The sequence below is a fragment of the Streptomyces aurantiogriseus genome (assembly GCF_014649375.1).
Classification (GTDB): domain Bacteria; phylum Actinomycetota; class Actinomycetes; order Streptomycetales; family Streptomycetaceae; genus Streptomyces; species Streptomyces aurantiogriseus.
Map to the genome: position 1 here is coordinate 57089 of NZ_BMSX01000034.1, position 21882 is coordinate 78970.

The window sequence follows — 21882 nt, forward strand, 5'->3', positions numbered from 1 at the left end:
GGACCGGTCGCCGAATTCGACAAGAATCAAGATCATTTCTGGTCGGGGTGACCGTCCCCCGACGTCACCGGCCGGTCAGCCGCCCGCTGATCCACTCCAGCGTCGGCGGGATCTCGCGCCGCCATGTGTTGAAGTTGTGCCCGCCGCTTTCGAGGGTGATCGACGAGATCCTGGTCCTGTTCGTCGCCTTCACCTGTTCTATGAACTTCAGCGTGGCCTTGTAGTTGGATTCCCCAACCTTGCTGCTGGTGACGAGCAACGAGGTGTCCGGCGCGGGCCGGTGCTTCAGGAACCACCTCAGGTCGGCCTCGTTGCGCCGGGTGTCGTCGCCATGGAAGAGGTCGCCGGTGGTCGGGTCGATCGGCGCCTTGTAATACGCCGACAGACCGGCGCCGGCCGCGTAGACGTCGGGGTGGTGCATCGCCAGCTTCAGCGCGCAGTAGCCGCCCGTGGAGTTTCCGATGACGCCCCAGCTGCCCGGCTTGCGGTCCACCCTGTAGTGGGCCGTCACGGCCTCGGGCAGGTCCTTCGCGAAGAACGACTCGGTCTGCGGTCCGCCCGGGATGTCCACGCACTCCGTGTCCCGCGGCGGCGCCACCGTCGGCCGCAGCATCACCAGGATCATCGGCTCCATCCGTCCGTCCTCGGCGAGCTCCCGCGCGGTGCGCGGGTAGTCCAGCTTGTTCACGAGCGCCTGCGCCGTACCGGGATACCCCGTGAGGACCACGGCCGCCGGGAACGTCCGCTTGCTGTGCCGCGGATCGAAGTACTCCGGCGGCAGGTACACGTACGCGGGTGTGCTGATCCGCGTCGTACGACCGGTGACGGCGACCTTCTGTATCTCCCCGCCGGACTGTGTCCCTCCGCCCGCGCCCTCCACGCGCTGCGTGTCGACCACCTGCAGCGGTCCCTTCGGTCCACCGCCCGCCGCGTGGTCGACGACGACGCCCTGGTCGGTCTCCTGACCGAAGAGGTCCGCCCAGCTGGCGTAGAAGCCGAAGGCCTGGTTGGCGGCCAGCCCGACCGCCGCGAAGAGCGCCAACTGGGTGGCGAGCAGCAGGCCGACGCGCCCACTGACGGCCCGCCAGCCGCGCCCGGCGAGACGCGGCCACTGCCACACCGTGCCGGCGAACAGCAGTACGGCGGACAGGACTGCCAGCAGCAGCAGTGTGTTGCTCGTGAGACCCATGCGGTGTTCCTGCCTGCGCTCTCCGTCCGGGGTTCCCGTCTCCCTCGCTCCTTCGCGAGGGCTTGCCCCGGACTTTCCTTGGCCTTTTCAGCGGCTTTGAGGAGCCGAGTGAACCTCTCTCCCCGAGACACCGTCCTAGAGGGCGCAATGTCGCCGGATGCCCGATCGGCACCGGATTCAATGTCTCTCGCGGAACTACGGGATGCGATGTCTGTCAGGGAAGATGAGGAAATGTCGGGCGGGGTTCCGAGCCGATCAAGCCGGGTACGGCAGCTGATCCGGGGCCCGCGCCCCGAGTCCGTACCCGTCCTCGTCGGCAGGGCCTGCGCCCTCGTGGGACTGGTGGACGTCGCCGCCGGCGTCTTCCCCCGGTTCCGGCACAGCCGTATGCACACCATGGCCGAAGTGCTGCCCGGCGCGCTCGGTCCGTTCGCGGCCGCGCTCTCGCTCAGCGCCGGCGTCCTGCTGCTGCTTCTCGCGCACGGGCTCAAGCGCGGCAAGCGGCGCGCGTGGCGCGCGGCGGTCGCACTCCTCCCTGCGGGCGCCGTCGCGCAGTTCACGTACCGGCACTCGATCGTCGGCGCGCTGATCTCCGTCGCGCTCCTGGTGCCCCTGCTGGTCCACCGCGACCAGTTCAGGGCCCTGCCCGACCCGCGCAGCCGCTGGCGCGCCCTCGCCAACTTCGTCCTCATGGGCGCGGGTTCGCTCATGCTGGGCCTGGTCATCGTCAGCGCCCACCCCGGCCGGCTGATCGGCGACCCCAGCCTGGCCGACCGCATCACCCACGTCCTGTACGGCCTGTTCGGCTTCGAAGGACCGGTCGACTACCAGGGCAACACCTCCTGGACGGTCGCCTTCTCCCTCGGCGCCCTCGGCTGGATCACCGCGGTGACCACCATCTACCTCGCCTTCCGCCCCGAACACCCGGCCGCCCGCCTCACCGAGGAGGACGAGGCCCGGCTGCGCGCCCTGCTGGAGAAGCACGGCGGCCGCGACTCCCTCGGCCACTTCGCCCTGCGCCGCGACAAGGCCGTCGTCTTCTCCCCCAGCGGCAAGGCGGCGGTGACCTACCGCGTCGTCTCCGGTGTGATGCTCGCCAGCGGCGACCCCATCGGCGACGTCGAGGCGTGGCCCGGCGCCATCGAGCGCTTCATGGACGAGGCCAAGGCCCATTCCTGGACCCCCGCCGTCATGGGCTGCTCGGAGACGGGCGGCGAGGTGTGGACCCGCGAGACCGGCCTCGACGCCCTCGAACTGGGCGACGAGGCGGTGGTGGACGTCGCGGATTTCTCGCTCGCCGGCCGCGCGATGCGCAACGTGCGCCAGATGGTCAAGCGCATCGAGCGCGCCGGTTACGAGACCCGGGTCCGACGTGTCCGTGACCTCGGCGAGGCCGAACTGGAGCGCATCCGGCGCGCCGCGGAGGACTGGCGCGGCACCGACACCGAGCGCGGTTTCTCCATGGCCCTGGGCCGTGTGGGCGACCCCGCCGACGGTGACTGTCTCATCGCCACCGCCCACAAGGCCGACCCCGAACCCGGCCCGTACGGAGACCTCAAGGCGATCCTCCACTTCGTTCCCTGGGGCACGGACGGCGTCTCCCTCGACCTGATGCGCCGCGACCGCTCGGCCGACCCGGGCATGAACGAACTGCTGATCGTCGCCGCCCTCCAGGCCGCCCCGAAGTTCGGCATAGCGCGCGTGTCGCTGAACTTCGCCATGTTCCGCTCGGCGCTGGCGCGTGGCGAGAAGATCGGCGCGGGGCCGGTGCTGCGCGCCTGGCGCGGGCTGCTGGTGTTCCTCTCGCGCTGGTTCCAGATCGAGTCGCTGTACAAGTTCAACGCCAAGTTCCAGCCGCGCTGGGAGCCCCGCTTCGTCGTCTACCGCGCCTCCGGCGACCTGCCCCGCATCGGCTTCGCCGCCATGCAGGCCGAGGGCTTCGTCAACCTCGCTCTTCCCCTGCCGCGCTTCCTGCGCCGCGCCCCCTCCCCCGCGCGTGTGTGTGCCCACCAGATGGCGGAGAGAGACGTACGGGCCGCCTAGCGGCGACGACCTGTGGACCGGGCCCCCGAGACCGCCCGGGCGGAAGCCTCGCCCCCCCAGCCCTGGGGCTTCCGCCCGGGCCGCACGGCATCGCGGCCCCCTCCTGGGCCTACGCTGAACGTATGAGCAAGCAGAGCGGACGCGGGCGCGTCGTCGGCCTTCCGGAATGGGACCGCTGCGCGGTCATGGGAGTCGTCAACGTGACCCCCGACTCCTTCTCCGACGGCGGCCGCTGGTTCGACACGACGGCCGCCGTCAAACACGGCCTCGAGCTCGTCGCCGAGGGCGCGGATCTCGTCGACGTCGGCGGCGAGTCCACCCGCCCCGGCGCCACCCGCGTCGACGAGGCCGAGGAACTCCGCCGCGTCATCCCCGTCGTCCGCGGCCTCGCCTCCGAAGGCGTCGTCGTCTCCGTGGACACCATGCGCGCCTCCGTCGCCGCCCAGGCCCTCGCGGCCGGCGCCGCCCTCGTCAACGACGTCAGCGGCGGCCTCGCCGACCCGGAGATGATCCCCGTGGTCGCCGACGCGGGCGCCCCCTTCGTCGTCATGCACTGGCGCGGCTTCCTCGAAGGCGGCAACGTCAAGGGCGTCTACGACGACGTCGTCCGCGAAGTCGTCGACGAACTGCACGCGCGCGTGGACGCCGTCCTGGCCGGCGGCATCACCCCCGACCGCATCGTCGTCGACCCCGGCCTCGGCTTCTCCAAGGAGGCCGACCACGACCTCGCCCTGCTCGCCCACCTCGACCGGCTGCACGCCCTGGGCCACCCCCTGCTCGTCGCCGCCTCCCGCAAGCGGTTCCTCGGCCGGGTACTGGCCGGCGCGCAGGGCGCACCGCCGCCCGCGCGCGAGCGCGACCCCGCCACGGCCGCCGTCTCCGCGCTCGCGGCGCACGCCGGCGCGTGGGCGGTCCGCGTGCATGAGGTGCGCGCGACGGCGGACGCGGTACGGGTCGCGCGCGCCGTGGAAGGGGCGCGCACGGACGGCAACGCGCCGGGCACGAGCACTTCCCGCCAGGCGCACACCCCCACGAACGCGCCCGCAACCGCACCCGCAGCCACACCGGGGGCGCGCACCGCGACGGACACGCCCGGCGCGCAGGGCCCGCACACCCCCCAGCCCCCGCACACCCCCAACGGCGCAGAAGGAGCCCGGTGAGCGCCCCCCACACCGACGTCGAGCAGGTCGAGGCCGCCAACAGCGCCTTCTACGAGGCGCTCGAACAAGGCGACTTCGAAGGGGTGTCCTCGTTCTGGCTCACCCCCTCCGACCTGGGCGTCGACGAGGAGTACCACGACCCGGCGGACGTGGGCGTGATCTCCTGCGTGCACCCGGGCTGGCCCGTGCTCACCGGCCGTGGCGAGGTACTGAGGTCCTATGCGTTGATCATGGCGAACACCGACTACATCCAGTTCATCCTCACCGACGTGCACGTGTCCGTCACCGGCGACACCGCTCTCGTGACCTGCACCGAGAACATCCTCAGCGGCGGCCCCGCCCCGCAGGCGGGCGAGGAGCTGGGTCCCCTCGTGGGTCAGCTGGTGGTCGCCACCAATGTGTTCCGCCGCACCCCCGACGGCTGGAAACTGTGGTCCCACCACGCCTCCCCGGTTCTGGCCGAAACCGACGAGGACGAGGACGAGGACACCCCCTCCTGAGGGGGTAGACGGCACGGTGGGCGGATGGCCCCACAGGGACCAAGAGGTGGTTGGAATCACGAAGCCTGGGTAGGGGCGGGTACCAGCCCGTGAGCCGCCGGGTTCCCCAGGGGAAACGTACGGTGAAACCTCTTGGCGCCGGCCGGGCCGAAGCCCCCGTGGCCCGGCCCTGTCAGTGCTCGCAGGTAGATTCGTTCGAGGCCCGCGTGCCGCCCGCACACGGCACGGAACGGCTGCCACCGACGATTGCAGGAGTGATTCGCGTGGATCGTGTCGCGCTGCGCGGCTTGAAGGCCCGCGGGTACCACGGGGTGTTCCCCAAGGAGCGCGAGGAGGGCCAGACCTTCATCGTGGACCTCGTCCTGGGCCTGGACACCCGTCCGGCCGCGGCCGACGACGACCTGGCGAAGACCGTGCACTACGGCATCGTGGCGGAGGAAGTCGTGGCCGTCGTGGAAGGCGAGCCCGTCGACCTCATCGAGACGCTCGCCGAGCGCATCGCCCAGGCCTGTCTGAAGCACGAAGGGGTTCAGGAGGTCGAGGTGTGCGTCCACAAACCGGACGCACCGATCACGGTCCCCTTCGACGACGTGACCGTCACCATCACCCGGAGCCGAGTATGACCGCATCCTTCACCGAGGGTCACAGCGACCCGACCGTACAGCCGGTACCCGCCTCCGTCGTCGAGAAGGTCGACGCCGCCGACACCACCCTCCACAACCCGAAACGGGCCGTGATCTCCATCGGCTCCAACCTCGGCAACCGCCTGGAGACCCTCCAGGGCGCCATCGACGCCCTCGAGGACACCCCGGGCGTGCGCATCAAGGCCGTCTCCCCCGTCTACGAGACGGAGCCGTGGGGCGTCGAGCCCGGCAGCCAGCCGTCCTACTTCAACGCGGTCGTCGTCCTGAAGACGACGCTCCCCCCGTCCTCGCTCCTGGAGCGGGCGCACGCGGTCGAGGAGGCCTTCCATCGCGTACGGGACGAGCGCTGGGGCGCGCGCACACTCGACGTCGACATCGTCGCGTACGCCGACGTCGTCTCCGACGACCCGCACCTCACGCTCCCCCACCCTCGCGCCCACGAGCGCGCCTTCGTCCTAGCCCCGTGGCGCGACGTGGAGCCCGGCGCCCAGCTGCCCGGCCGCGGCACCGTCGCCGCCCTCCTCGACACCGTCACCCGCGACGGTGTCGCGCCCCGCAAGGACCTGGAACTCCGGCTGCCCGAATAGTCGTTAAGGTCAACACGACGACAGTCCCACGGCCACAGCCCGTGGGATCCGGGGGAACCGAAGGGACACCGTGAGAGAGCTGCGCATCAGGTTGCTGGTCGGCGTGTTCGTCGTCGCCGGCGTCCTGTCCTGGGCGGGCGCCCGCCTCTGGAACTCGATCGGGACCCTCCCCAGCGTCCCGCTGGCCGCCCCCATCGTCCTCGCTGTGATCGCCGCGATCCTGCTGGCCACGGCGCTCTCGTTGCGCGCCCGTCTCAAGGCCCAGCGCGAGCGTCGCCCCGAGGCCAAGGGCGTCGACCCGCTGATGGCCGCCCGCGCGGTCGTTTTCGGCCAGTCCAGTGCCCTGGTCGCCGCCCTCGTCGCCGGAATGTACGGCGGCACGGGCGTCTTCCTCCTGGAATCCCTCGACATCCCGGCCCGCCGCGACCAGGCCATCTACGCCGGTTTCTCGGTCCTGGCCGGCATCGCCGTCATAGCGGCGGCCCTTTTCCTGGAGCGGGTCTGCAAGCTCCCCGAGGACGACGACAACAACACGGGGGCGGCGTCCACGGCGTGACGCCGAAGGGGTCCGGGATCCCTCAGCGCGCCATGATCAGGCTCATCGCCTCGTTGCGCGTCGCCGCGTCCCGCAGCTGCCCGCGCACTGCCGAGGTGATGGTCTTGGCACCGGGCTTGCGGATGCCCCGCATCGACATGCACATGTGCTCACACTCCACGACGACGATGACACCGCGCGGCTCGAGGATCTCCATCAGGGAGTCCGCTATCTGCGTGGTGAGTCGTTCCTGCACTTGCGGACGGCGTGCGTAGACGTCCACGAGACGGGCCAGCTTGGACAGACCCGTGATCTTGCCGGTGGTGGAGGGGATGTACCCGACGTGAGCGACACCCCGGAACGGCACCAGGTGATGTTCACACGTCGAGTAGACCTCGATGTCCTTCACGAGCACCATCTCGTCGTGACCGAGGTCGAACGTCGTCGTCAGCACGTCCTCCGGCTGCTGCCAGAGCCCCGCGAAGATCTCCCTGTACGCCCGCGCCACCCGCGCCGGCGTCTCCCTGAGGCCCTCCCGGTCAGGGTCCTCACCGACCGCGATCAGCAGTTCGCGTATGGCGTTCTCGGCCCGCTTCTCGTCGAACTCGCCGATCGAGCCCTCGCCGTCCAGCGTCACGGGGTCGGTCATTCTGGTGCCTCGTTCCTGTGCGGGTCGCGTGTGGATCACGCGTGATGCGTACGGCATGACCAAAATGCCGCGCCCCCCAGGCTAGAACCAGGGGGGCGCGGCATCCTATTCCGGGCCAGGTGGCGACCGTCGGGTCCCGGAGCGTCAGCTCTCCGGACGCTCCTCGGGGGTCGGCTCGGCCACCTGGGCGGGGTCCGTCGCGGTGGACTTGGCGGTGGTGATCGCCGGGGTCGCGCCGTTGGCACCGTTGGTCAGTGCGAGCTCCTTGGGGGAGAGCACCGGCGGGCGGGTGGACGGCGTGCGCCGCGAGGAACCGGTCCAGGCGGGCCGCGGCGGGCGCTTGACGATCGGGGCGAAGATCTCGGCGATCTCCTCCTTGCCGAGGGTCTCCTTCTCCAGCAGCTGGAGCACCAGGTTGTCGAGGACGTCGCGGTTCTCGACCAGGATCTCCCAGGCCTCGTTGTGCGCGTTCTCGATGAGCTTCTTGACCTCTTCGTCGACCAGCGCGGCGACTTCTTCCGAGTAGTCGCGCTGGTGGGCCATTTCACGGCCGAGGAAGGGCTCGGTGTTGTCGCCGCCGAACTTGATGGCGCCGAGACGCTCGGTCATGCCGTACTGGGTGACCATCGCGCGGGCCGTGGCGGTGGCCTTCTCGATGTCGTTCGCGGCGCCCGTGGTCGGGTCGTGGAAGACCAGTTCCTCGGCCGCGCGGCCGCCCAGCATGTAGGCGAGCTGGTCGAGCATCTCGTTGCGGGTGGTCGAGTACTTGTCCTCGTCCGGGAGCACCATCGTGTAGCCCAGAGCGCGGCCTCGCGAGAGGATCGTGATCTTGTGGACCGGGTCGGAGTTCGGGGAGGCCGCCGCGACCAGGGCGTGGCCGCCCTCGTGGTACGCGGTGATCTTCTTTTCCTTGTCCGACATGATCCGGGTCCGCTTCTGCGGGCCCGCCACGACGCGGTCGATGGCCTCGTCCAGCATCTGGTTGTCGATCAGCTTCTTGTCCGAGCGGGCCGTGAGCAGCGCCGCCTCGTTCAGGACGTTCGACAGATCGGCGCCCGTGAAGCCGGGGGTGCGGCGGGCGACCGCCGACAGGTCGACGTCGGGCGCGACCGGCTTGCCCTTCTGGTGGACCTTGAGGATCTCCAGGCGGCCCTGCATGTCCGGGCGGTCGACCGCGATCTGGCGGTCGAAGCGGCCGGGGCGCAGCAGCGCCGGGTCGAGGATGTCGGGCCGGTTCGTGGCGGCGATGAGGATCACACCGCCCTTGACGTCGAAGCCGTCCATCTCGACGAGCAGCTGGTTCAGGGTCTGCTCGCGCTCGTCGTGACCGCCGCCGAGGCCGGCGCCGCGGTGGCGGCCGACCGCGTCGATCTCGTCGACGAAGACGATCGCCGGGGCGTTCGCCTTGGCCTGCTCGAAGAGGTCACGGACTCGGGAGGCACCGACACCGACGAACATCTCGACGAAGTCGGAACCGGAGATCGAGTAGAAGGGGACGCCCGCCTCGCCGGCGACGGCGCGCGCGAGCAGGGTCTTGCCGGTGCCGGGAGGCCCGTAGAGCAGGACGCCCTTGGGGATCTTGGCGCCGACGGCCTGGAACTTCGCCGGTTCCTGCAGGAACTCCTTGATCTCCTGGAGCTCCTCGACGGCCTCGTCCGAGCCGGCGACGTCCGAGAACGTCGTCTTCGGGGTGTCCTTGGTGATGAGCTTCGCCTTGGACTTCCCGAAGTTCATGACCCGGGAGCCGCCGCCCTGCATCTGGTTCATCAGGAACAGGAAGACGACCACGATGAGGACGAAGGGGAGCAGGGAGAGCAGGATGCCCACGAACGGGTTCTGCTTGGACGGCGACACGGTGTAGCCGTCCGGGATCTGCTTGTCCTGGAACTTGGTCTGCAGCGTGTTGGCGATGGTCACGCCCTGGTCGCCGATGTAGCTCGCCTGGATCTTCGAGCTGTCCTCGACCTTTTCGCCGTCCTTGAGCGTGACCTTGATGGTCTGCTCGTCACCGGTGGTGAGCTTGGCCGACTCGACCTTGTTGTCGTTGATCGCTGCAACGACCTGGCCGGTGTCCACCGTCTTGTAGCCGCCGGACGAGCCGACGACCTGCATCAACACGACCACGGCAAGGACGGCCAGCACGATCCACATGACCGGCCCACGGAAGTATCGCTTCACGTCCATCCATACGGAGCGGTGCCGCCCCGTCCCTCCTGCCATAGTGAGTTTGATAAGACAGTTCTTCTGACGGTACCCCAGCTTCGTCACCCGAAGCCGCACGGGACGGCTGGCAAGCCCGTCTGCATGCTTCAACGGAGTGGAACCCGCTGGGGTTCCCGATCGTCCTACTGGACTTGGCCCGTCCGGCTCAACCGCCGTAGACGTGGGGCGCGAGCGTACCGACGAACGGGAGGTTGCGGTACTTCTCGGCGTAGTCGAGGCCGTAGCCCACGACGAACTCGTTGGGGATGTCGAAGCCGACCCATTCGACGTCGATGGCGACCTTGGCGGCCTCGGGCTTGCGCAGCAGCGTGCACACCTTGAGGGAGGCGGGCTCGCGGGAGCCGAGGTTGGAGAGCAGCCAGGACAGGGTCAGGCCGGAGTCGATGATGTCCTCGACGATGAGGACGTGCTTGCCCTTGATGTCGGTGTCGAGGTCCTTGAGGATCCGGACGACACCGGAGGACTGGGTGCCCGCGCCGTAGGAGGACACGGCCATCCAGTCCATGGTGACGGGGGTGGACAGCGCCCGGGCGAGGTCGGCCATGACCATCACCGCGCCCTTGAGGACGCCGACGATCAGCAGGTCCTTGCCCTCGTACTCAGCGTCGATCTTCGCGGCCAGCTCGGCCAGCTTCGCGTCGATCTCTTCCTTGGTGATGAGTACCTGCTTGAGGTCGGCACCCATGTCTTTCGCGTCCACCCACATCACTTTCGGTCGTCCCACCGGCCGGCCGGCCCCTCCGTGGAGTACCGGGAGGGTCCGGATTCAGCCTTGCCGAATCACCAGTCTGCCACCCTGCCGCTGGGCGACGACTTTGCCGGGGAGATTGATGGCTCCCTGACCGCGCCAGCCGGTGATCAGCCGGTCGACTTCCTCGATGTGCCGGGCGAACAGCGAACCGGCCGGGGCGCCCGCCTCGATGGCGGCGCGGCGCAGGATGCGGCGGCGTACGGCGGGCGGCAGGGCGTAGAGCTTGGCGCACTCCAGGAGGCCCGCGGAGTCCCGTACGGCGGCCTCGGCCTGGCGGGCCCAGGCGTCGAGGGCGTCGGCGTCGTCGCGGGAGAGCTGGGCCGTACGGGCGAGGGCTTCGACGACGCCCTTGCCGAGGGCCTTCTCCAGGGCGGGCAGGCCTTCGTGGCGCAGCCGGGAGCGGGTGTAGGCGGGGTCGGCGTTGTGCGGGTCGTCCCAGACGGGCAGGGACTGGACCATGCAGGCCTTGCGGGCGGTCTGCCGGTCGAGTTCGAGGAAGGGGCGGCGGTAACGGCCGCCGGCCCCCGAGACCGCGGCCATTCCGGACAGGGAGCGGACGCCGGAGCCGCGGGCGAGGCCGAGGAGGACGGTTTCGGCCTGGTCGTCGCGGGTGTGGCCGAGGAGGACCGCGGCGGCGCCGTGGCGTTCGGCGGCGGCGTCGAGGGCGGCGTAGCGGGCGTCGCGGGCGGCGGCCTCGGGGCCGCCTTCGCGGCCGACGGTCACGGCGGTGGACTCGACGGGGTCGAGGCCGAGTTCGCGCAGGCGCAGGACGACTTCTTCGGCACGGAGGTCGGAGCCGGGCTGCAGGCCGTGGTCGACGGTGATGCCGCCGGCGCGGAGGGCGAGCTTGGGGGCTTCGAAGGCGAGGGCGGAGGCGAGCGCCATGGAGTCGGCGCCGCCGGAGCACGCCACGAGCACGAGCGGCGACGGAGGGCGCTCGTGCGGGGGGACGCCCGGGGAGGCGTCGCGGGTGCCGGTGTGTTCGGTGAGGATGTCGTGGAGGACGCGGCGAACCGCCAGGCGTATCGCCGCGACCGCTGGATGGGGACCCATGTCCGGTTCCCTTCATGAAGTTTTCGGGGGGTGAACCCGGGGTCGGTCACGCAGAGTGTGTAGATGGTGACAGAACCGGGCCGTTCCCCGAGCATTGCACGCCTGCCGGGGCCTCACGGTCCCTCGGACGGGTGATTGGAGGGGCGTTCGCCTGCCGTCGGCCGATTTCGGTTCACGAGGGATCACAGCGGATCACGAGTGGAGTCAGGGCGGGGCCGTCGGGTTCACGACTCCGCCTTGCGGTGCACCCGTGCGACCCAGTCCGCCGGTTTGGCGATCTCTGCCTTGGTGGGGAGGGTGTTCGGGGAGGTCCACACGCGGTTGAAGCCGTCCATGCCGACCTGCTCGACGACGGCCCGTACGAAGCGTTCGCCGTCCTTGTACTGCCGGAGCTTGGCATCCAGACCGAGCAGCTTGCGCAGAGCCATGTCCAGGCGGGAGGCGCCCTTGGCGCGGCGCTGCTGGAACTTCTCGCGGATCTCGGAGACGGTCGGTACGACGTCCGGCCCCACTCCGTCCATGACGAAGTCGGCGTGGCCCTCCAGGAGGGACATCACGGCGGTGAGGCGGGCGAGGATCTCCCGCTGGGCGGGGCTCTGCACGAGTTCGACCAGGGAGTGGCCGCCGTCGTCCTCCTCGCCCTCGGGGCGGCCGCCGGCGAGGGACTGGGCGGCTTCGCGGACGCGCTCCAGGAAGGTCATGGGATCGACGTCGGTCTCCGCCAGGAACGACTGGATTTCACCCTCGAGGTGGTCGCGCAGCCAGGGCACCGCGGAGAACTGGGTGCGGTGCGTCTCCTCGTGCAGGCACACCCAGAGGCGGAAGTCGTGGGGGTCGACGTCGAGTTCGCGCTCCACGTGGACGATGTTCGGAGCGACGAGGAGGAGGCGGCCGCCGCCGTTGCCGCCGGCGGGCAGTTCGCGGGTGGCGGGGGCGAAGGTCTCGTACTGGCCGAGGACGCGGGAGGCGAGGAACGACAGCAGCATGCCGAGTTCGACGCCGGTGACCTTGCCGCCGACGGCGCTGAGGACCGCGCCGCCGGGGCTGTTGCCGCGGCGTTCCTGCATCTTGTCGAGGAGTGGTTTGAGGATTTCCCGGAAGCCGGCGACGTTCGCCCGGATCCAGCCGGGGCGGTCGACGACGAGGACGGGGGTGTCGTGGATCTCGTCGGTGCCCATACGAGTGAAGCCCCGGACGTGTCCCTCCGAGACTTTGGCGTGCCGGCGTAGTTCGGCGACGACGGCGCGGGCCTCGTCGCGGCTGACCTCGGGGCCCGGCCGTACGAGCCGGGTCGCGGTCGCGACCGCGAGATTCCAGTCGACCATCCCGGAAGAGGCACCACCGATGCTCGTCATGTGTCAACCGTACGTGAGCGGGGCTGCTGGGGGCAGGTCGCGGGAGGTTAGTGGGGGGTACATCAGGGTTGGACCCGGGGCCGGTTGAGGGGTTGGCCCGGTGGGCCGTGTTCGCCCGGCGCTCCGGGTCCGTGCCAGGGGTGGGTCGCGCAGCCCGGCGCCTACGAGGTGCCGCATCTGTGGGACGGGAGCCGCCCCAGCGGCACGACCGCCTGCGGATGGAGGGCGGTGGCGGGCCGGCCTGCGCACCCGCCGCGCGGCCACCGCACCGCCGCGAGCCGGGGCGCTCTACGGAACCGAACTCACCGGCACCCGCACGCCGCCAGGGCCGTAGCCGTCCGGTCCAGGGCCGACTGGGCTGCTGTGGGGTCCGTTGTGTTCGAGGTGAGGAGGGCGAAGGCGAGGAGGCGGCCGGTCCGGTCGACGACTGTGCCTGCCAGGGTGTTGACGCCGGTCAGGGTGCCGGTCTTGGCGCGGACGACGCCGGCGGCGCCGTCGGCGTAGCGGGTGGTGAGGGTGCCGGTGAAGCCGGCGACGGGGAGGCCGGTGAGGGTGGGGCGGAGGTCGGGGTGGGCCGGGTCGGCGGCCTTGGTGAGGAGGGCGGTCAGGAGGTCCGCCGTCAGGCGGTCCTCGCGGTCGAGGCCGCTGCCGTCCTTGAAGCGGGCGCCGGACAGCGGCAGGCCCAGTTTCTGCAACTGGGCGTGGATCGCCCTGCCCGCGCCGGCGAAGTCCGCCCGTACGCCCGTCGCGACGGCGGTCTGGCGGGCGAGGGCCTCGGCGATGTCGTTGTCGCTGTTGGTCAGCATGCGTTCGACCAAGGTGGCGATCGGGGGTGAGGAGACCGTGGCGAGGGTCACCGCGCGCGCGGTCGCCTTCGACGGGCCCGGGGGCGTGGTCTTGATGCCCTGCGCCCGCAGGAAGGCCGCGAACTTGCCGGCCGCGTCGGCCGCCGGGTCCGCCACGCGGGGCGCCGGACCGCTCGTCGAGCCGTCCGTACGGCCCTCGTCGGCGGTCAGGGCGGTGACACGGGCGAGGTTGGGGTTGACCCCGATGGGGTGAAACTCGGAACCGGCGAACAGAGTGGTGTCGTAGGAGAGCGTCGCCTGGGTGATGCCGCGTTTCTTCAGGGCCGCGGCGGTCGAGGCGGCGAGGGGGCGCAGGCCGGCGAAGCCCTCGGCGTTCTCGCGGGCGGTGAGAGTGGGGTCGCCGCCGCCGACGAGGACGATCTCCCTGGTGCCGGGTTCCAGCGCGACGCGGGTGGTGAGGCGGTGGTCGGCGCCCATCGCGGAGAGCGCGGCGACGGCGGTGGCGATCTTCGTGGTGGAGGCCGGGGTGAGCGCCTGGCCGGCTCCGGCGCCGTAGAGGCGCTTGCCGGTGGCGACGTCGACGACCGCGGCCTTGGGGCCGGTGCCGAGGGCGGGGTCGGCGAGAAGCGGGTTCAGGACGCGCGCGAGGGCGGTGGAGCCCGGCGCCGACTTCACCGGGGTCGTGGCGCCGCCGAGGCCCGTGAGGACGGAGGCCGCGCTGGGGGCGGGCCGCGGCGCTCCGGCCGCCGTGCCGGACGTATCGGACCCTTCGCTCGTACGGCCGTGATCTGCGCCACCCGTCCGCTCCAGCGCGGCGGCCCGGTCCCGCTCGGCCGTACGCTGACCGGTGGAGTCCCAGGGGCCGGCGGCGGTCACCACGCCGACGGCCAGTGCCAGTCCGGCGGTCGCCGCGCCCGCGGTGTACTGCCAGGTCCGGTCGGCCTTCGGCCTCGTGATCCGCGCGAGCTGCGGTTTCGCCGCCTGCGTGAGCCGTGCGACCCGCGGCTTCGCGGCCGCCGCGACGCGCGCGAGACGTGGGGCTACGATCCCTGCGGCCCGTGCCAGACGCGGTCGTACGGCGTCCGCGGCCCGCGCCACATGCGGTCTCGCGGCCCGCCAAGGCCTCAGCTCTGGCACGACCACCAGCCCCTTTCGCGATCACACACCTGCGTGAGGGACACTTAATCACCAGAACTATGTGCTGATCATGGAGGAGCCACCGGTGGAGTTCGACGTCACGATCGAGATCCCGAAGGGTTCGCGGAACAAGTACGAGGTGGACCACGAGACCGGTCGGATCCGCCTGGACCGTCGACTCTTCACCTCGACCGCCTACCCGACCGACTACGGCTTCGTCGAGAACACGCTCGGCGAGGACGGCGACCCGCTCGACGCGCTGGTCATCCTGGACGAGCCGACCTTCCCGGGCTGCCTCATCCGCTGCCGCGCGATCGGTATGTTCCGCATGACGGACGAGGCCGGTGGCGACGACAAGCTGCTGTGTGTCCCGGCGACCGACCCGCGCGTGGAGCACCTGCGTGACATCCACCACGTGTCTGAGTTCGACCGCCTGGAGATCCAGCACTTCTTCGAGGTCTACAAGGACCTGGAGCCCGGCAAGTCCGTCGAGGGTGCCAACTGGGTGGGCCGCACCGACGCCGAGGCGGAGATCGAGCGGTCGTACAAGCGCTTCAAGGAGCAGGGCGGTCACTGACCTCCCGTAGCCGAGGGGCCGCACGCGCACGCGTGCGGCCCCTCGGCGTGTCCGTGCGCATACTGAGGCCTACGGAATGTGTCGTTCAGGGAGCGTTGCTCAGTGACGGAGGCGGAGGACCGCAAGCCGCAGTCGGACGAGGCGAGGGGCGCGTTCGATTCCGAGATCACCTCCGAGTTCGCGATTCCGGCGGGGCTGGCCGTCCCCAGGGTCGGGGGCGAGTCGGAGACCACGTCGGAGTTCGCCGTTCCGGAGGGGCTGGACGCCCCGCAGCCGGTCTCGGGCGAACCGGAGGGGTCGGCGTTCAGTCCGCCGAGCACCTACAGCGCCCGGCACGCTCCGGCCGCGTTCACGCCGCCCGAGGGCATACCGGTGGTCAGTGTGACCAAGGACGTGCCCTGGCAGGACCGGATGCGCACGATGCTGCGGATGCCGGTGGCCGAGCGGCCCGCGCCGGAGCGGGTGCCCAAGGCGGAGGAGGAGGGTCCGGCCGTCCCGCGCGTGCTCGACCTGACCCTGCGTATCGGCGAGCTGCTGCTGGCGGGCGGGGAGGGCGCCGAGGACGTGGAGGCCGCGATGTTCGCGGTCTGCCGCTCCTACGGGCTCGACCGCTGCGAGCCGAACGTCACCTTCACGCTGCTGTCGATCTCCTACCAGCCGTCGCTGGTGGAGGACCCGGTGACGGCGTCGCGGACCGTGCGGCGGCGGGGCACCGACTACACGCGGCTGGCGGCCGTCTTCCAGCTCGTCGACGACCTCAGTGACCCGGAGACGCACATCTCCCTGGAGGAGGCCTATCGGCGGCTCGCGGAGATCCGGCGCAACCGGCACCCCTACCCCACCTGGGTGTTGACCTCGGCGAGCGGGCTGCTCGCGGGCGCGGCCTCGGTGCTCGTCGGCGGTGACCTGATCGTGTTCGTGGCCGCCGCGATCGGCGCGATGCTCGGCGACCGGCTCGCCTGGCTGTGCGCGGGGCGCGGGCTGCCGGAGTTCTACCAGTTCCTGGTGGCCGCGATGCCGTCGGCCGCCATCGGGATCGCGCTGACGCTGGCCCACGTCGACGTGAAGGCGTCCGCGGTCATCACCGGTGGGCTGTTCGCGCTGCTGCCCGGGCGGGCGCTCGTGGCGGGCGTGCAGGACGGTCTGACCGGCTTCTACATCACCGCCGCGGCGCGTCTGCTGGAGGTCATGTACTTCTACGTGGGCATCGTCGTCGGCGTGCTGGTGATGCTCTACCTCGGCGTGCAGCTCGGCGCCCACCTCAACCCCGACGCCGCGCTGGGCATCAGCGAGCGGCCGTTGTGGCAGATCGGCGCGTCGATGCTGCTGTCGCTGACCTTCGCGGTCCTGCTCCAACAGGAACGATCCACCGTGCTGGCCGTGACCTTGAACGGCGGGGTCGCCTGGTCGGTGTACGGCGCGATGCACTACGCCGGTGAGATCTCGCCGGTCGCCTCCACCGCCGTAGCGGCGGGGGTGGTGGGGCTCTTCGGGCAGTTGCTGTCGCGGTATCGGTTCGTGTCGGCGCTGCCGTACACGACCGCGGCGATCGGCCCCCTGCTGCCGGGGTCGGCAACCTATTTCGGGTTGTTGGCGATCGCGCAGAACGAGGTGGACGCCGGGTTGGTCTCTCTGACCAAGGCCGCCGCGTTGGCCATGGCCATTGCCATCGGGGTGAATCTCGGGTCGGAGGTGTCCCGGTTGTTCCTGCGGATCGGGTCCGCCGAGAAGCGGCGTGCCGCCAAGCGGACGCGGGGTTTTTGAGCGGGGGCGCCTGGGGGCTGCGCCCCCTTGGGGCTTGCTCTAGTAACCCTGGTTGTAGGGGTACTGGCCGTTCTGGTTCTGCGTGCTGCCGTACGGCTGCTGCTCGGGCTGCCAGTCCTGCTGCGGGTACTGCTGCTGCTCGGGGTACTGCTGCTGCGGGTACTGCTGGCCGTAGTACCCGTTCTGGTACCCGTTCTGGTACTCGTTCTGGTACTCGTCCTGGCCCTGCCGGCCGTACGGGTCGTGCTGGTCGATGCGGCGGAGTTGGGTGGTGGCGTCGTCCATGACGGGGGACTGGGGCTGTGCGGGCGTCGGCTGCCCGGCCGCCGCCCGCTTCTTCTTGCCGCGCTCCCGCAGGTACTCGATGACGATCGGGACGACGGAGGCGAGCACGATCAGGATGAGGATCGACTCGACGTTCGTCTTGATGAACTCGATCTGGCCGAGCCAGTACCCCGCGAGGGTGACGCCCGTGCCCCAGGCGACGCCGCCGATGATGTTGTACGACAGGAACGTGCGGTACTTCATGCTGCCGGCGCCCGCGACGATGGGCGCGAACGTCCGGACGATCGGCACGAAGCGGGCGAGGACGATCGCCTTGGGGCCGTACTTCTCCATGAACTCGTGGGCCTTGTCCAGGTTCTCCTGTTTGAAGAGCTTGGAGTTGGGCCGGTTGAAGAGCTTGGGGCCGAGGAACTTGCCGATCATGTAGCCCACTTGGTCGCCGACGACGGCGGCGATCACGATGAGCGTGCAGACCAGCCACAAGGGCTGGCTGATGTACTGCCCCTCGGCCACGAAGAGGCCCGCCGTGAACAGCAGGGAGTCGCCGGGGAGGAAGGCGAAGAGGCCGGACTCGGCGAAAACGATCAGCAGGATGCCGGGCAGGCTGAAGGTCTCGATCAGATAGTCCGGGCTGAGCCACTCGGGGCCTAGCGCAAGCGTGGTCACGGGGATGTGGCTCCTGCTGTGGGGTACGGGCTGGGGCTGGCTGCCCAAACGTATCAACGCAGCCGCCTCCCCCCAGGTTCCATGGGGCTTTCCAGGATGCACTGTGCCCCGGCTTGGGCAAACCTGTGAGCATGGGTATCGAGGACTACGGCGGCGGGCAGGGCCCTCAGCCGGACGTACTGGTCGTCACCACGAACGACGTGCCCGGACACCGGGTCGAGCACGTCATCGGCGAGGTCTTCGGGCTGACGGTGCGCTCGCGGCACCTCGGGAGCCAGATCGGTGCCGGGCTGAAGTCGATGATCGGCGGTGAGCTCAAGGGCCTCACCAAGACGCTCGTCCAGACCCGCAACCAGGCCATGGAGCGTCTGGTCGAGCAGGCACGCGTGCGTGGAGCCAATGCCGTACTGGCCTTCCGCTTCGACGTGACGGAGGCCGCGGACGTGGGCACCGAGGTGTGCGCCTACGGAACGGCGGTGGTCCTGGCCCGGGAGTGACCCCGGGCCAGGACCCTACGCGCGCGTGTGCCGGGCCGCGTTCGCGGTGATCGCCTCCTTGAGGTGCTCGGCGAGGCCCGGGAGCATCGAGTCGTAGAACGCCTTGAAGCGCTCGTCGGCGACGTACATCTCGCCGAGACCCTGGTGCATTTCGTACGAGCACTCGTAGAACCAGCCGCAGATGTGCTGCCGGTGCTCCTCGGCCATGTCCATGGCCGCCTCGCCGGCCGGCGGCTCGCCGGCGGCCATCAGGGCGCCGTAGCGCTCGCCCCAGTCGGTCACCTCGGCCTGCATGCGCTTCCAGTCCTCCTTGGTGTAAGAGGCGGCCCGGCGCTGTGACTCGGCGTAGGCCTCGGTGCCACCCCAGCGCTGTTCGGCCTCCTCGGCGTACTGCTCGGGGTCCTTGTCCCCGAACACCTCGAACCGCTCCTCGGGCGTGAGGTTGATTCCCATCGTGCGTGCCTCCATGGCGTGCTCCACGGCCGCCGCCATCTTCTGCAGCTTCTCGATCCGGGCGGTCAGCAGCTCGTGCTGCCGGCGCAGGTGTTCGCGCGGGTCCGCGTCCGGGTCGTCGAGCAGGGCCGCGACCTCGTCGAGCGGGAAGCCGAGCTCCCGGTAGAACAGGATCTGCTGCAGCCGGTCGAGGTCGGCGTCGCTGTAGCGCCGGTGGTCCGCGGGGCTGCGCTCGCTCGGGACGAGCAGGCCGATGTCGTCGTAGTGGTGCAGGGTGCGCACCGTGACTCCGGCGAAGCCGGCCACCTGTCCGACGGAGTAGCTCACTTCGTCCGCTCCTTTCTCGGTACGCACTCCACAGTGGGTCCTCACGTCGCGTGAGGTGCAAGCCCGTTTTCCCCGGAGTCACACCTCGGTCCACCTCGGGATGTTGTACCGGTTTTGTCCGCTTATCGTGAGCGCGTGGCCCAGGACATCGCGCGGCAGGCGCCCCCCGCTCCGGCGCCCCCGGCGCGCGCCTCGTCGCCGGCGTCTGCCGGCAACGGCCTGAGCAGCCCTCTGAGGCTCTTCAAGGGGCTGGACGAGGTTCGGGGAGCCGGCGCGCCATCCGGCCGGCTGCTCGGCGGAGAGCGCGCCGTGATGACGGCGATGAAGCCGGCGGCGATGCGGTGAACCGATGAGGCCCCTCGATCCGATGAAGCGGCAGGACGCCGCTGCGCACACCTCAGGAGAATCCATGCCCCTTCACAAAGGCCCCGTGAAGTCCGACGAGCGCCCCCTGGCCGTGAATCCCTTCTACGGCGCGGCGGATCCGGTCGGCGGCATGACCGAGGCGCCGCCCAAACACCGGCTGCCGGACGGCCCGATGCCGCCGCCGACGGCATATCAACTCGTGCACGACGAGCTGATGCTGGACGGCAACTCCCGGCTGAACCTGGCCACGTTCGTCACGACGTGGATGGAGCCGCAGGCCGGGGTGCTGATGGCGGAGTGCCGGGACAAGAACATGATCGACAAGGACGAGTACCCGCGCACCGCCGAGCTGGAGCGGCGGTGCGTGGCGATGCTCGCCGACCTGTGGAACGCGCCGGATCCGTCGGCGGTGGGCTGTTCGACGACCGGGTCGAGCGAGGCGTGCATGCTCGCCGGGATGGCCCTCAAGCGGCGCTGGAGCAGGCGGAACTCCGCGCCGGGCGCCCGGCCGAACCTGGTCATGGGTGTCAACGTCCAGGTCTGCTGGGAGAAGTTCTGCACGTTCTGGGAGGTGGAGCCCCGTCAGGTCCCCATGGAGGGCGACCGCTTCCATCTCGACCCGCAGGCCGCCGCCGAGCTGTGTGACGAGAACACCATCGGGGTCGTCGGCATCCTCGGCTCCACCTTCGACGGCTCCTACGAGCCGATCGCGGAGCTGTGCGCGGCCCTGGACGCCCTCCAGGAGCGCACCGGCCTCGACATCCCGGTGCATGTCGACGCCGCGTCCGGCGGGATGGTCGCGCCCTTCCTCGACGAGGACCTGGTGTGGGACTTCCGCCTCGCGCGCGTGGCGTCGATCAACACCTCGGGGCACAAGTACGGGCTCGTCTACCCGGGGGTGGGGTGGGCGCTGTGGCGTGACAAGGAGGCCCTGCCGGAGGAGCTGGTCTTCCATGTGAACTACCTGGGCGGCGACATGCCGACCTTCGCGCTGAACTTCTCGCGCCCCGGCGCCCAGGTCGTCGCGCAGTACTACACGTTCCTGCGGCTGGGCCGCGAGGGCTACCGGGCCGTGCAGCAGTCCACGCGGGAGGTCGCCCGGGGGATCGCCGACCGGGTGGAGGCGCTGGGCGACTTCCGGCTGCTGACGCGGGGCGACCAACTGCCCGTCTTCGCCTTCACCACGGCCCCCGGCGTCGAGGCGTACGACGTCTTCGACGTCTCCCGGCGGCTGCGCGAGAGCGGCTGGCTGGTGCCCGCGTACACCTTCCCGCCGGACCGCGAGGACCTGTCCGTCCTGCGGGTCGTGTGCCGCAACGGCTTCTCGGAGGACCTCGCCGACCTGTTCGTGGAGGACCTGACCCGGCTGCTGCCGGAACTGCGCCGGCAGCCGCATCCGCTGACAAGGGACAAGGAGGCGGCGACCGGGTTCCATCACTGATCCCGCGCCGGGACTGCCGGCTCGTGCGTGCGCACCTCCGGCGCCGGCGGCCGGACGACGTAGGTCTCCTTCTGCCCGCGCCTTCTCAGCGGTCGTCCTGCGGATGCCGCTCCCCCGTCGCGTACGGGTTCTCCTCGCCCTCGGCGAGGACACCGACGAACGGCTCGCCCTCGCCGGCGAAGGTGTAGGCGCCGCCCTCGATCCGGGCGATGAGCCCTTGGGTCCACTCGGCCTCGGCGTCGGCCGTGTGGATCCAGAGGTTCATGATCTCGCCGATGTGACCGAGCTGCTCGGGGCCCCGCTCGGGCACGTAGTGCTCGGTGACGGCCGAGCGCCACTCCTCGATGCGCCGGATCCGCTCCTTCAGGAGAGCGACCGCCTCGGCGCGCGGCAGGTCGACGATGAAGCCGATGGCCGCCGACTTCATGTCCATCTTCTGGTCGTAGGAGGTCAGCGCCTCACGGACCAGCCGGAAGAACTCCTCGGTGCCCTGGTCCGTGATCTCGTACTCCGTGCGGGGCGGGCCGCCGGCGGTGGAGGGGGCGATCTCGTGCGCGTGCAGCAACCCCTGTTTCGCCATCTGCTTCAGCGCGTGGTAGATCGAGCCCGGCTTGGCGGTGGACCACTCGTGGGCGCCCCAGTACTCCAGGTCGTTGCGTACCTGGTAGCCATGGGCCCGCCCGTGCTGACGAACGGCACCGAGCACGAGGAGGCGGATCGCTGACATGGCGTCCAGCGTAGGCCGGGCGGTGCAGGTGCCGGGTCCGGGCCGGTCGGGGTGGGCGATCACCGCGGTGATCGGCACCGGCGTTCGGGCGTACCGCTGAACGCACCGCCGTGAGGACCGCCGACAGCCCCGGACCGGCCTGACCCG

At 70.5% G+C, this 21882-nt stretch carries 21 protein-coding genes; 11 read left to right on the forward strand and 10 right to left on the reverse strand.

Going from position 1 to position 21882, the window contains the following annotated elements; translation table 11 throughout:
* Nucleotides 1–64: 64 nt before the first annotated feature.
* Nucleotides 65–1189 (reverse strand): alpha/beta hydrolase, encoded by a 1125-nt coding sequence (locus IE263_RS43400; protein ID WP_189943646.1) that lies wholly within the window; start codon nt 1187–1189, stop codon nt 65–67.
* Nucleotides 1190–1420: 231 nt separating this feature from the next.
* On the opposite strand from IE263_RS43400, the gene IE263_RS43405 reads away from it, so the two are divergent.
* The 6 genes from IE263_RS43405 (at nt 1421) to IE263_RS43430 (ending at nt 6679) form a co-directional block, all read left to right on the forward strand.
* Nucleotides 1421–3232 carry a phosphatidylglycerol lysyltransferase domain-containing protein gene (locus tag IE263_RS43405; protein WP_189943647.1) on the forward strand — a complete coding sequence of 604 codons (1812 nt, stop codon included), beginning with the start codon at nt 1421–1423 and terminating at the stop codon, nt 3230–3232.
* Nucleotides 3233–3354: 122 nt separating this feature from the next.
* Nucleotides 3355–4392: a dihydropteroate synthase gene (folP, locus tag IE263_RS43410; RefSeq protein ID WP_229911495.1), complete on the forward strand. Its 1038-nt coding sequence runs from the start codon at nt 3355–3357 to the stop codon at nt 4390–4392.
* Nucleotides 4389–4892, forward strand: a complete 504-nt coding sequence (locus tag IE263_RS43415; protein ID WP_189943648.1) for a nuclear transport factor 2 family protein — start codon at nt 4389–4391, stop codon at nt 4890–4892. Before folP ends, IE263_RS43415 begins: the two co-directional genes overlap by 4 nt.
* A gap of 263 nt (nt 4893–5155) precedes the next feature.
* Nucleotides 5156–5515, forward strand: a complete 360-nt coding sequence (folB, locus tag IE263_RS43420; RefSeq protein WP_189943649.1) for a dihydroneopterin aldolase — start codon at nt 5156–5158, stop codon at nt 5513–5515.
* A complete protein-coding gene (gene folK / locus IE263_RS43425) occupies nt 5512–6123 on the forward strand; it encodes a 2-amino-4-hydroxy-6-hydroxymethyldihydropteridine diphosphokinase (RefSeq protein ID WP_189943650.1) in 612 nt (203 codons plus the stop codon). Before folB ends, folK begins: the two co-directional genes overlap by 4 nt.
* Before the next feature lie 70 nt (nt 6124–6193).
* Entirely contained in the window at nt 6194–6679 is a 486-nt protein-coding gene (locus tag IE263_RS43430) for a DUF3180 domain-containing protein (RefSeq protein ID WP_189943651.1), read from the forward strand.
* A 22-nt stretch (nt 6680–6701) separates the two neighbouring features.
* On the opposite strand, the gene folE is transcribed toward IE263_RS43430, so the two are convergent.
* From folE to dacB, 6 genes are all read right to left on the reverse strand, one after another.
* Nucleotides 6702–7307, reverse strand: coding sequence for a GTP cyclohydrolase I FolE (gene folE / locus IE263_RS43435; RefSeq protein ID WP_189943652.1), 606 nt, complete (start codon nt 7305–7307; stop codon nt 6702–6704).
* A gap of 144 nt (nt 7308–7451) precedes the next feature.
* Nucleotides 7452–9491, reverse strand: coding sequence for an ATP-dependent zinc metalloprotease FtsH (gene ftsH, locus IE263_RS43440; protein ID WP_189943653.1), 2040 nt, complete (start codon nt 9489–9491; stop codon nt 7452–7454).
* A gap of 184 nt (nt 9492–9675) precedes the next feature.
* Nucleotides 9676–10236 carry a hypoxanthine phosphoribosyltransferase gene (gene hpt / locus IE263_RS43445; protein ID WP_189943676.1) on the reverse strand — a complete coding sequence of 187 codons (561 nt, stop codon included), beginning with the start codon at nt 10234–10236 and terminating at the stop codon, nt 9676–9678.
* Between the two features lie 60 nt (nt 10237–10296).
* Entirely contained in the window at nt 10297–11334 is a 1038-nt protein-coding gene (tilS, locus tag IE263_RS43450) for a tRNA lysidine(34) synthetase TilS (protein WP_189943654.1), read from the reverse strand.
* Nucleotides 11335–11558: 224 nt separating this feature from the next.
* Nucleotides 11559–12689 (reverse strand): Rv3626c family coenzyme F420 biosynthesis-associated protein, encoded by a 1131-nt coding sequence (locus tag IE263_RS43455; RefSeq protein ID WP_189943655.1) that lies wholly within the window; start codon nt 12687–12689, stop codon nt 11559–11561.
* A gap of 302 nt (nt 12690–12991) precedes the next feature.
* The gene (gene dacB / locus IE263_RS43460; RefSeq protein ID WP_189943656.1) at nt 12992–14638 is read right to left on the reverse strand and encodes a D-alanyl-D-alanine carboxypeptidase/D-alanyl-D-alanine endopeptidase; all 1647 of its coding nucleotides are present in this window, start codon (nt 14636–14638) and stop codon (nt 12992–12994) included.
* Between the two features lie 79 nt (nt 14639–14717).
* On the opposite strand from dacB, the gene IE263_RS43465 reads away from it, so the two are divergent.
* Complete coding sequence (locus tag IE263_RS43465) at nt 14718–15209, forward strand: inorganic diphosphatase (protein WP_029381130.1); 492 nt, start codon at nt 14718–14720, stop codon at nt 15207–15209.
* Between the two features lie 102 nt (nt 15210–15311).
* Complete coding sequence (locus IE263_RS43470) at nt 15312–16973, forward strand: threonine/serine exporter family protein (RefSeq protein WP_189943657.1); 1662 nt, start codon at nt 15312–15314, stop codon at nt 16971–16973.
* A gap of 39 nt (nt 16974–17012) precedes the next feature.
* Here the strand turns inward: IE263_RS43470 and IE263_RS43475 are convergent, their stop codons facing one another.
* A complete protein-coding gene (locus IE263_RS43475) occupies nt 17013–17924 on the reverse strand; it encodes a DedA family protein (protein WP_189943658.1) in 912 nt (303 codons plus the stop codon).
* A 131-nt stretch (nt 17925–18055) separates the two neighbouring features.
* Here IE263_RS43475 and IE263_RS43480 point away from each other — a divergent pair, with 131 nt between their 5' ends.
* Nucleotides 18056–18421 (forward strand): YbjQ family protein, encoded by a 366-nt coding sequence (locus tag IE263_RS43480; protein ID WP_189943659.1) that lies wholly within the window; start codon nt 18056–18058, stop codon nt 18419–18421.
* A 15-nt stretch (nt 18422–18436) separates the two neighbouring features.
* Here the strand turns inward: IE263_RS43480 and IE263_RS43485 are convergent, their stop codons facing one another.
* The gene (locus IE263_RS43485; protein ID WP_189943660.1) at nt 18437–19201 is read right to left on the reverse strand and encodes a MerR family transcriptional regulator; all 765 of its coding nucleotides are present in this window, start codon (nt 19199–19201) and stop codon (nt 18437–18439) included.
* Nucleotides 19202–19336: 135 nt separating this feature from the next.
* Here IE263_RS43485 and IE263_RS43490 point away from each other — a divergent pair, with 135 nt between their 5' ends.
* The gene (locus IE263_RS43490) at nt 19337–19546 is read left to right on the forward strand and encodes a hypothetical protein (protein WP_189943661.1); all 210 of its coding nucleotides are present in this window, start codon (nt 19337–19339) and stop codon (nt 19544–19546) included.
* A 64-nt stretch (nt 19547–19610) separates the two neighbouring features.
* Nucleotides 19611–21008, forward strand: coding sequence for a glutamate decarboxylase (gad, locus tag IE263_RS43495; RefSeq protein WP_189943662.1), 1398 nt, complete (start codon nt 19611–19613; stop codon nt 21006–21008).
* Between the two features lie 85 nt (nt 21009–21093).
* On the opposite strand, the gene IE263_RS43500 is transcribed toward gad, so the two are convergent.
* A complete protein-coding gene (locus tag IE263_RS43500) occupies nt 21094–21735 on the reverse strand; it encodes a PadR family transcriptional regulator (protein ID WP_189943663.1) in 642 nt (213 codons plus the stop codon).
* Nucleotides 21736–21882: the final 147 nt, after the last annotated feature.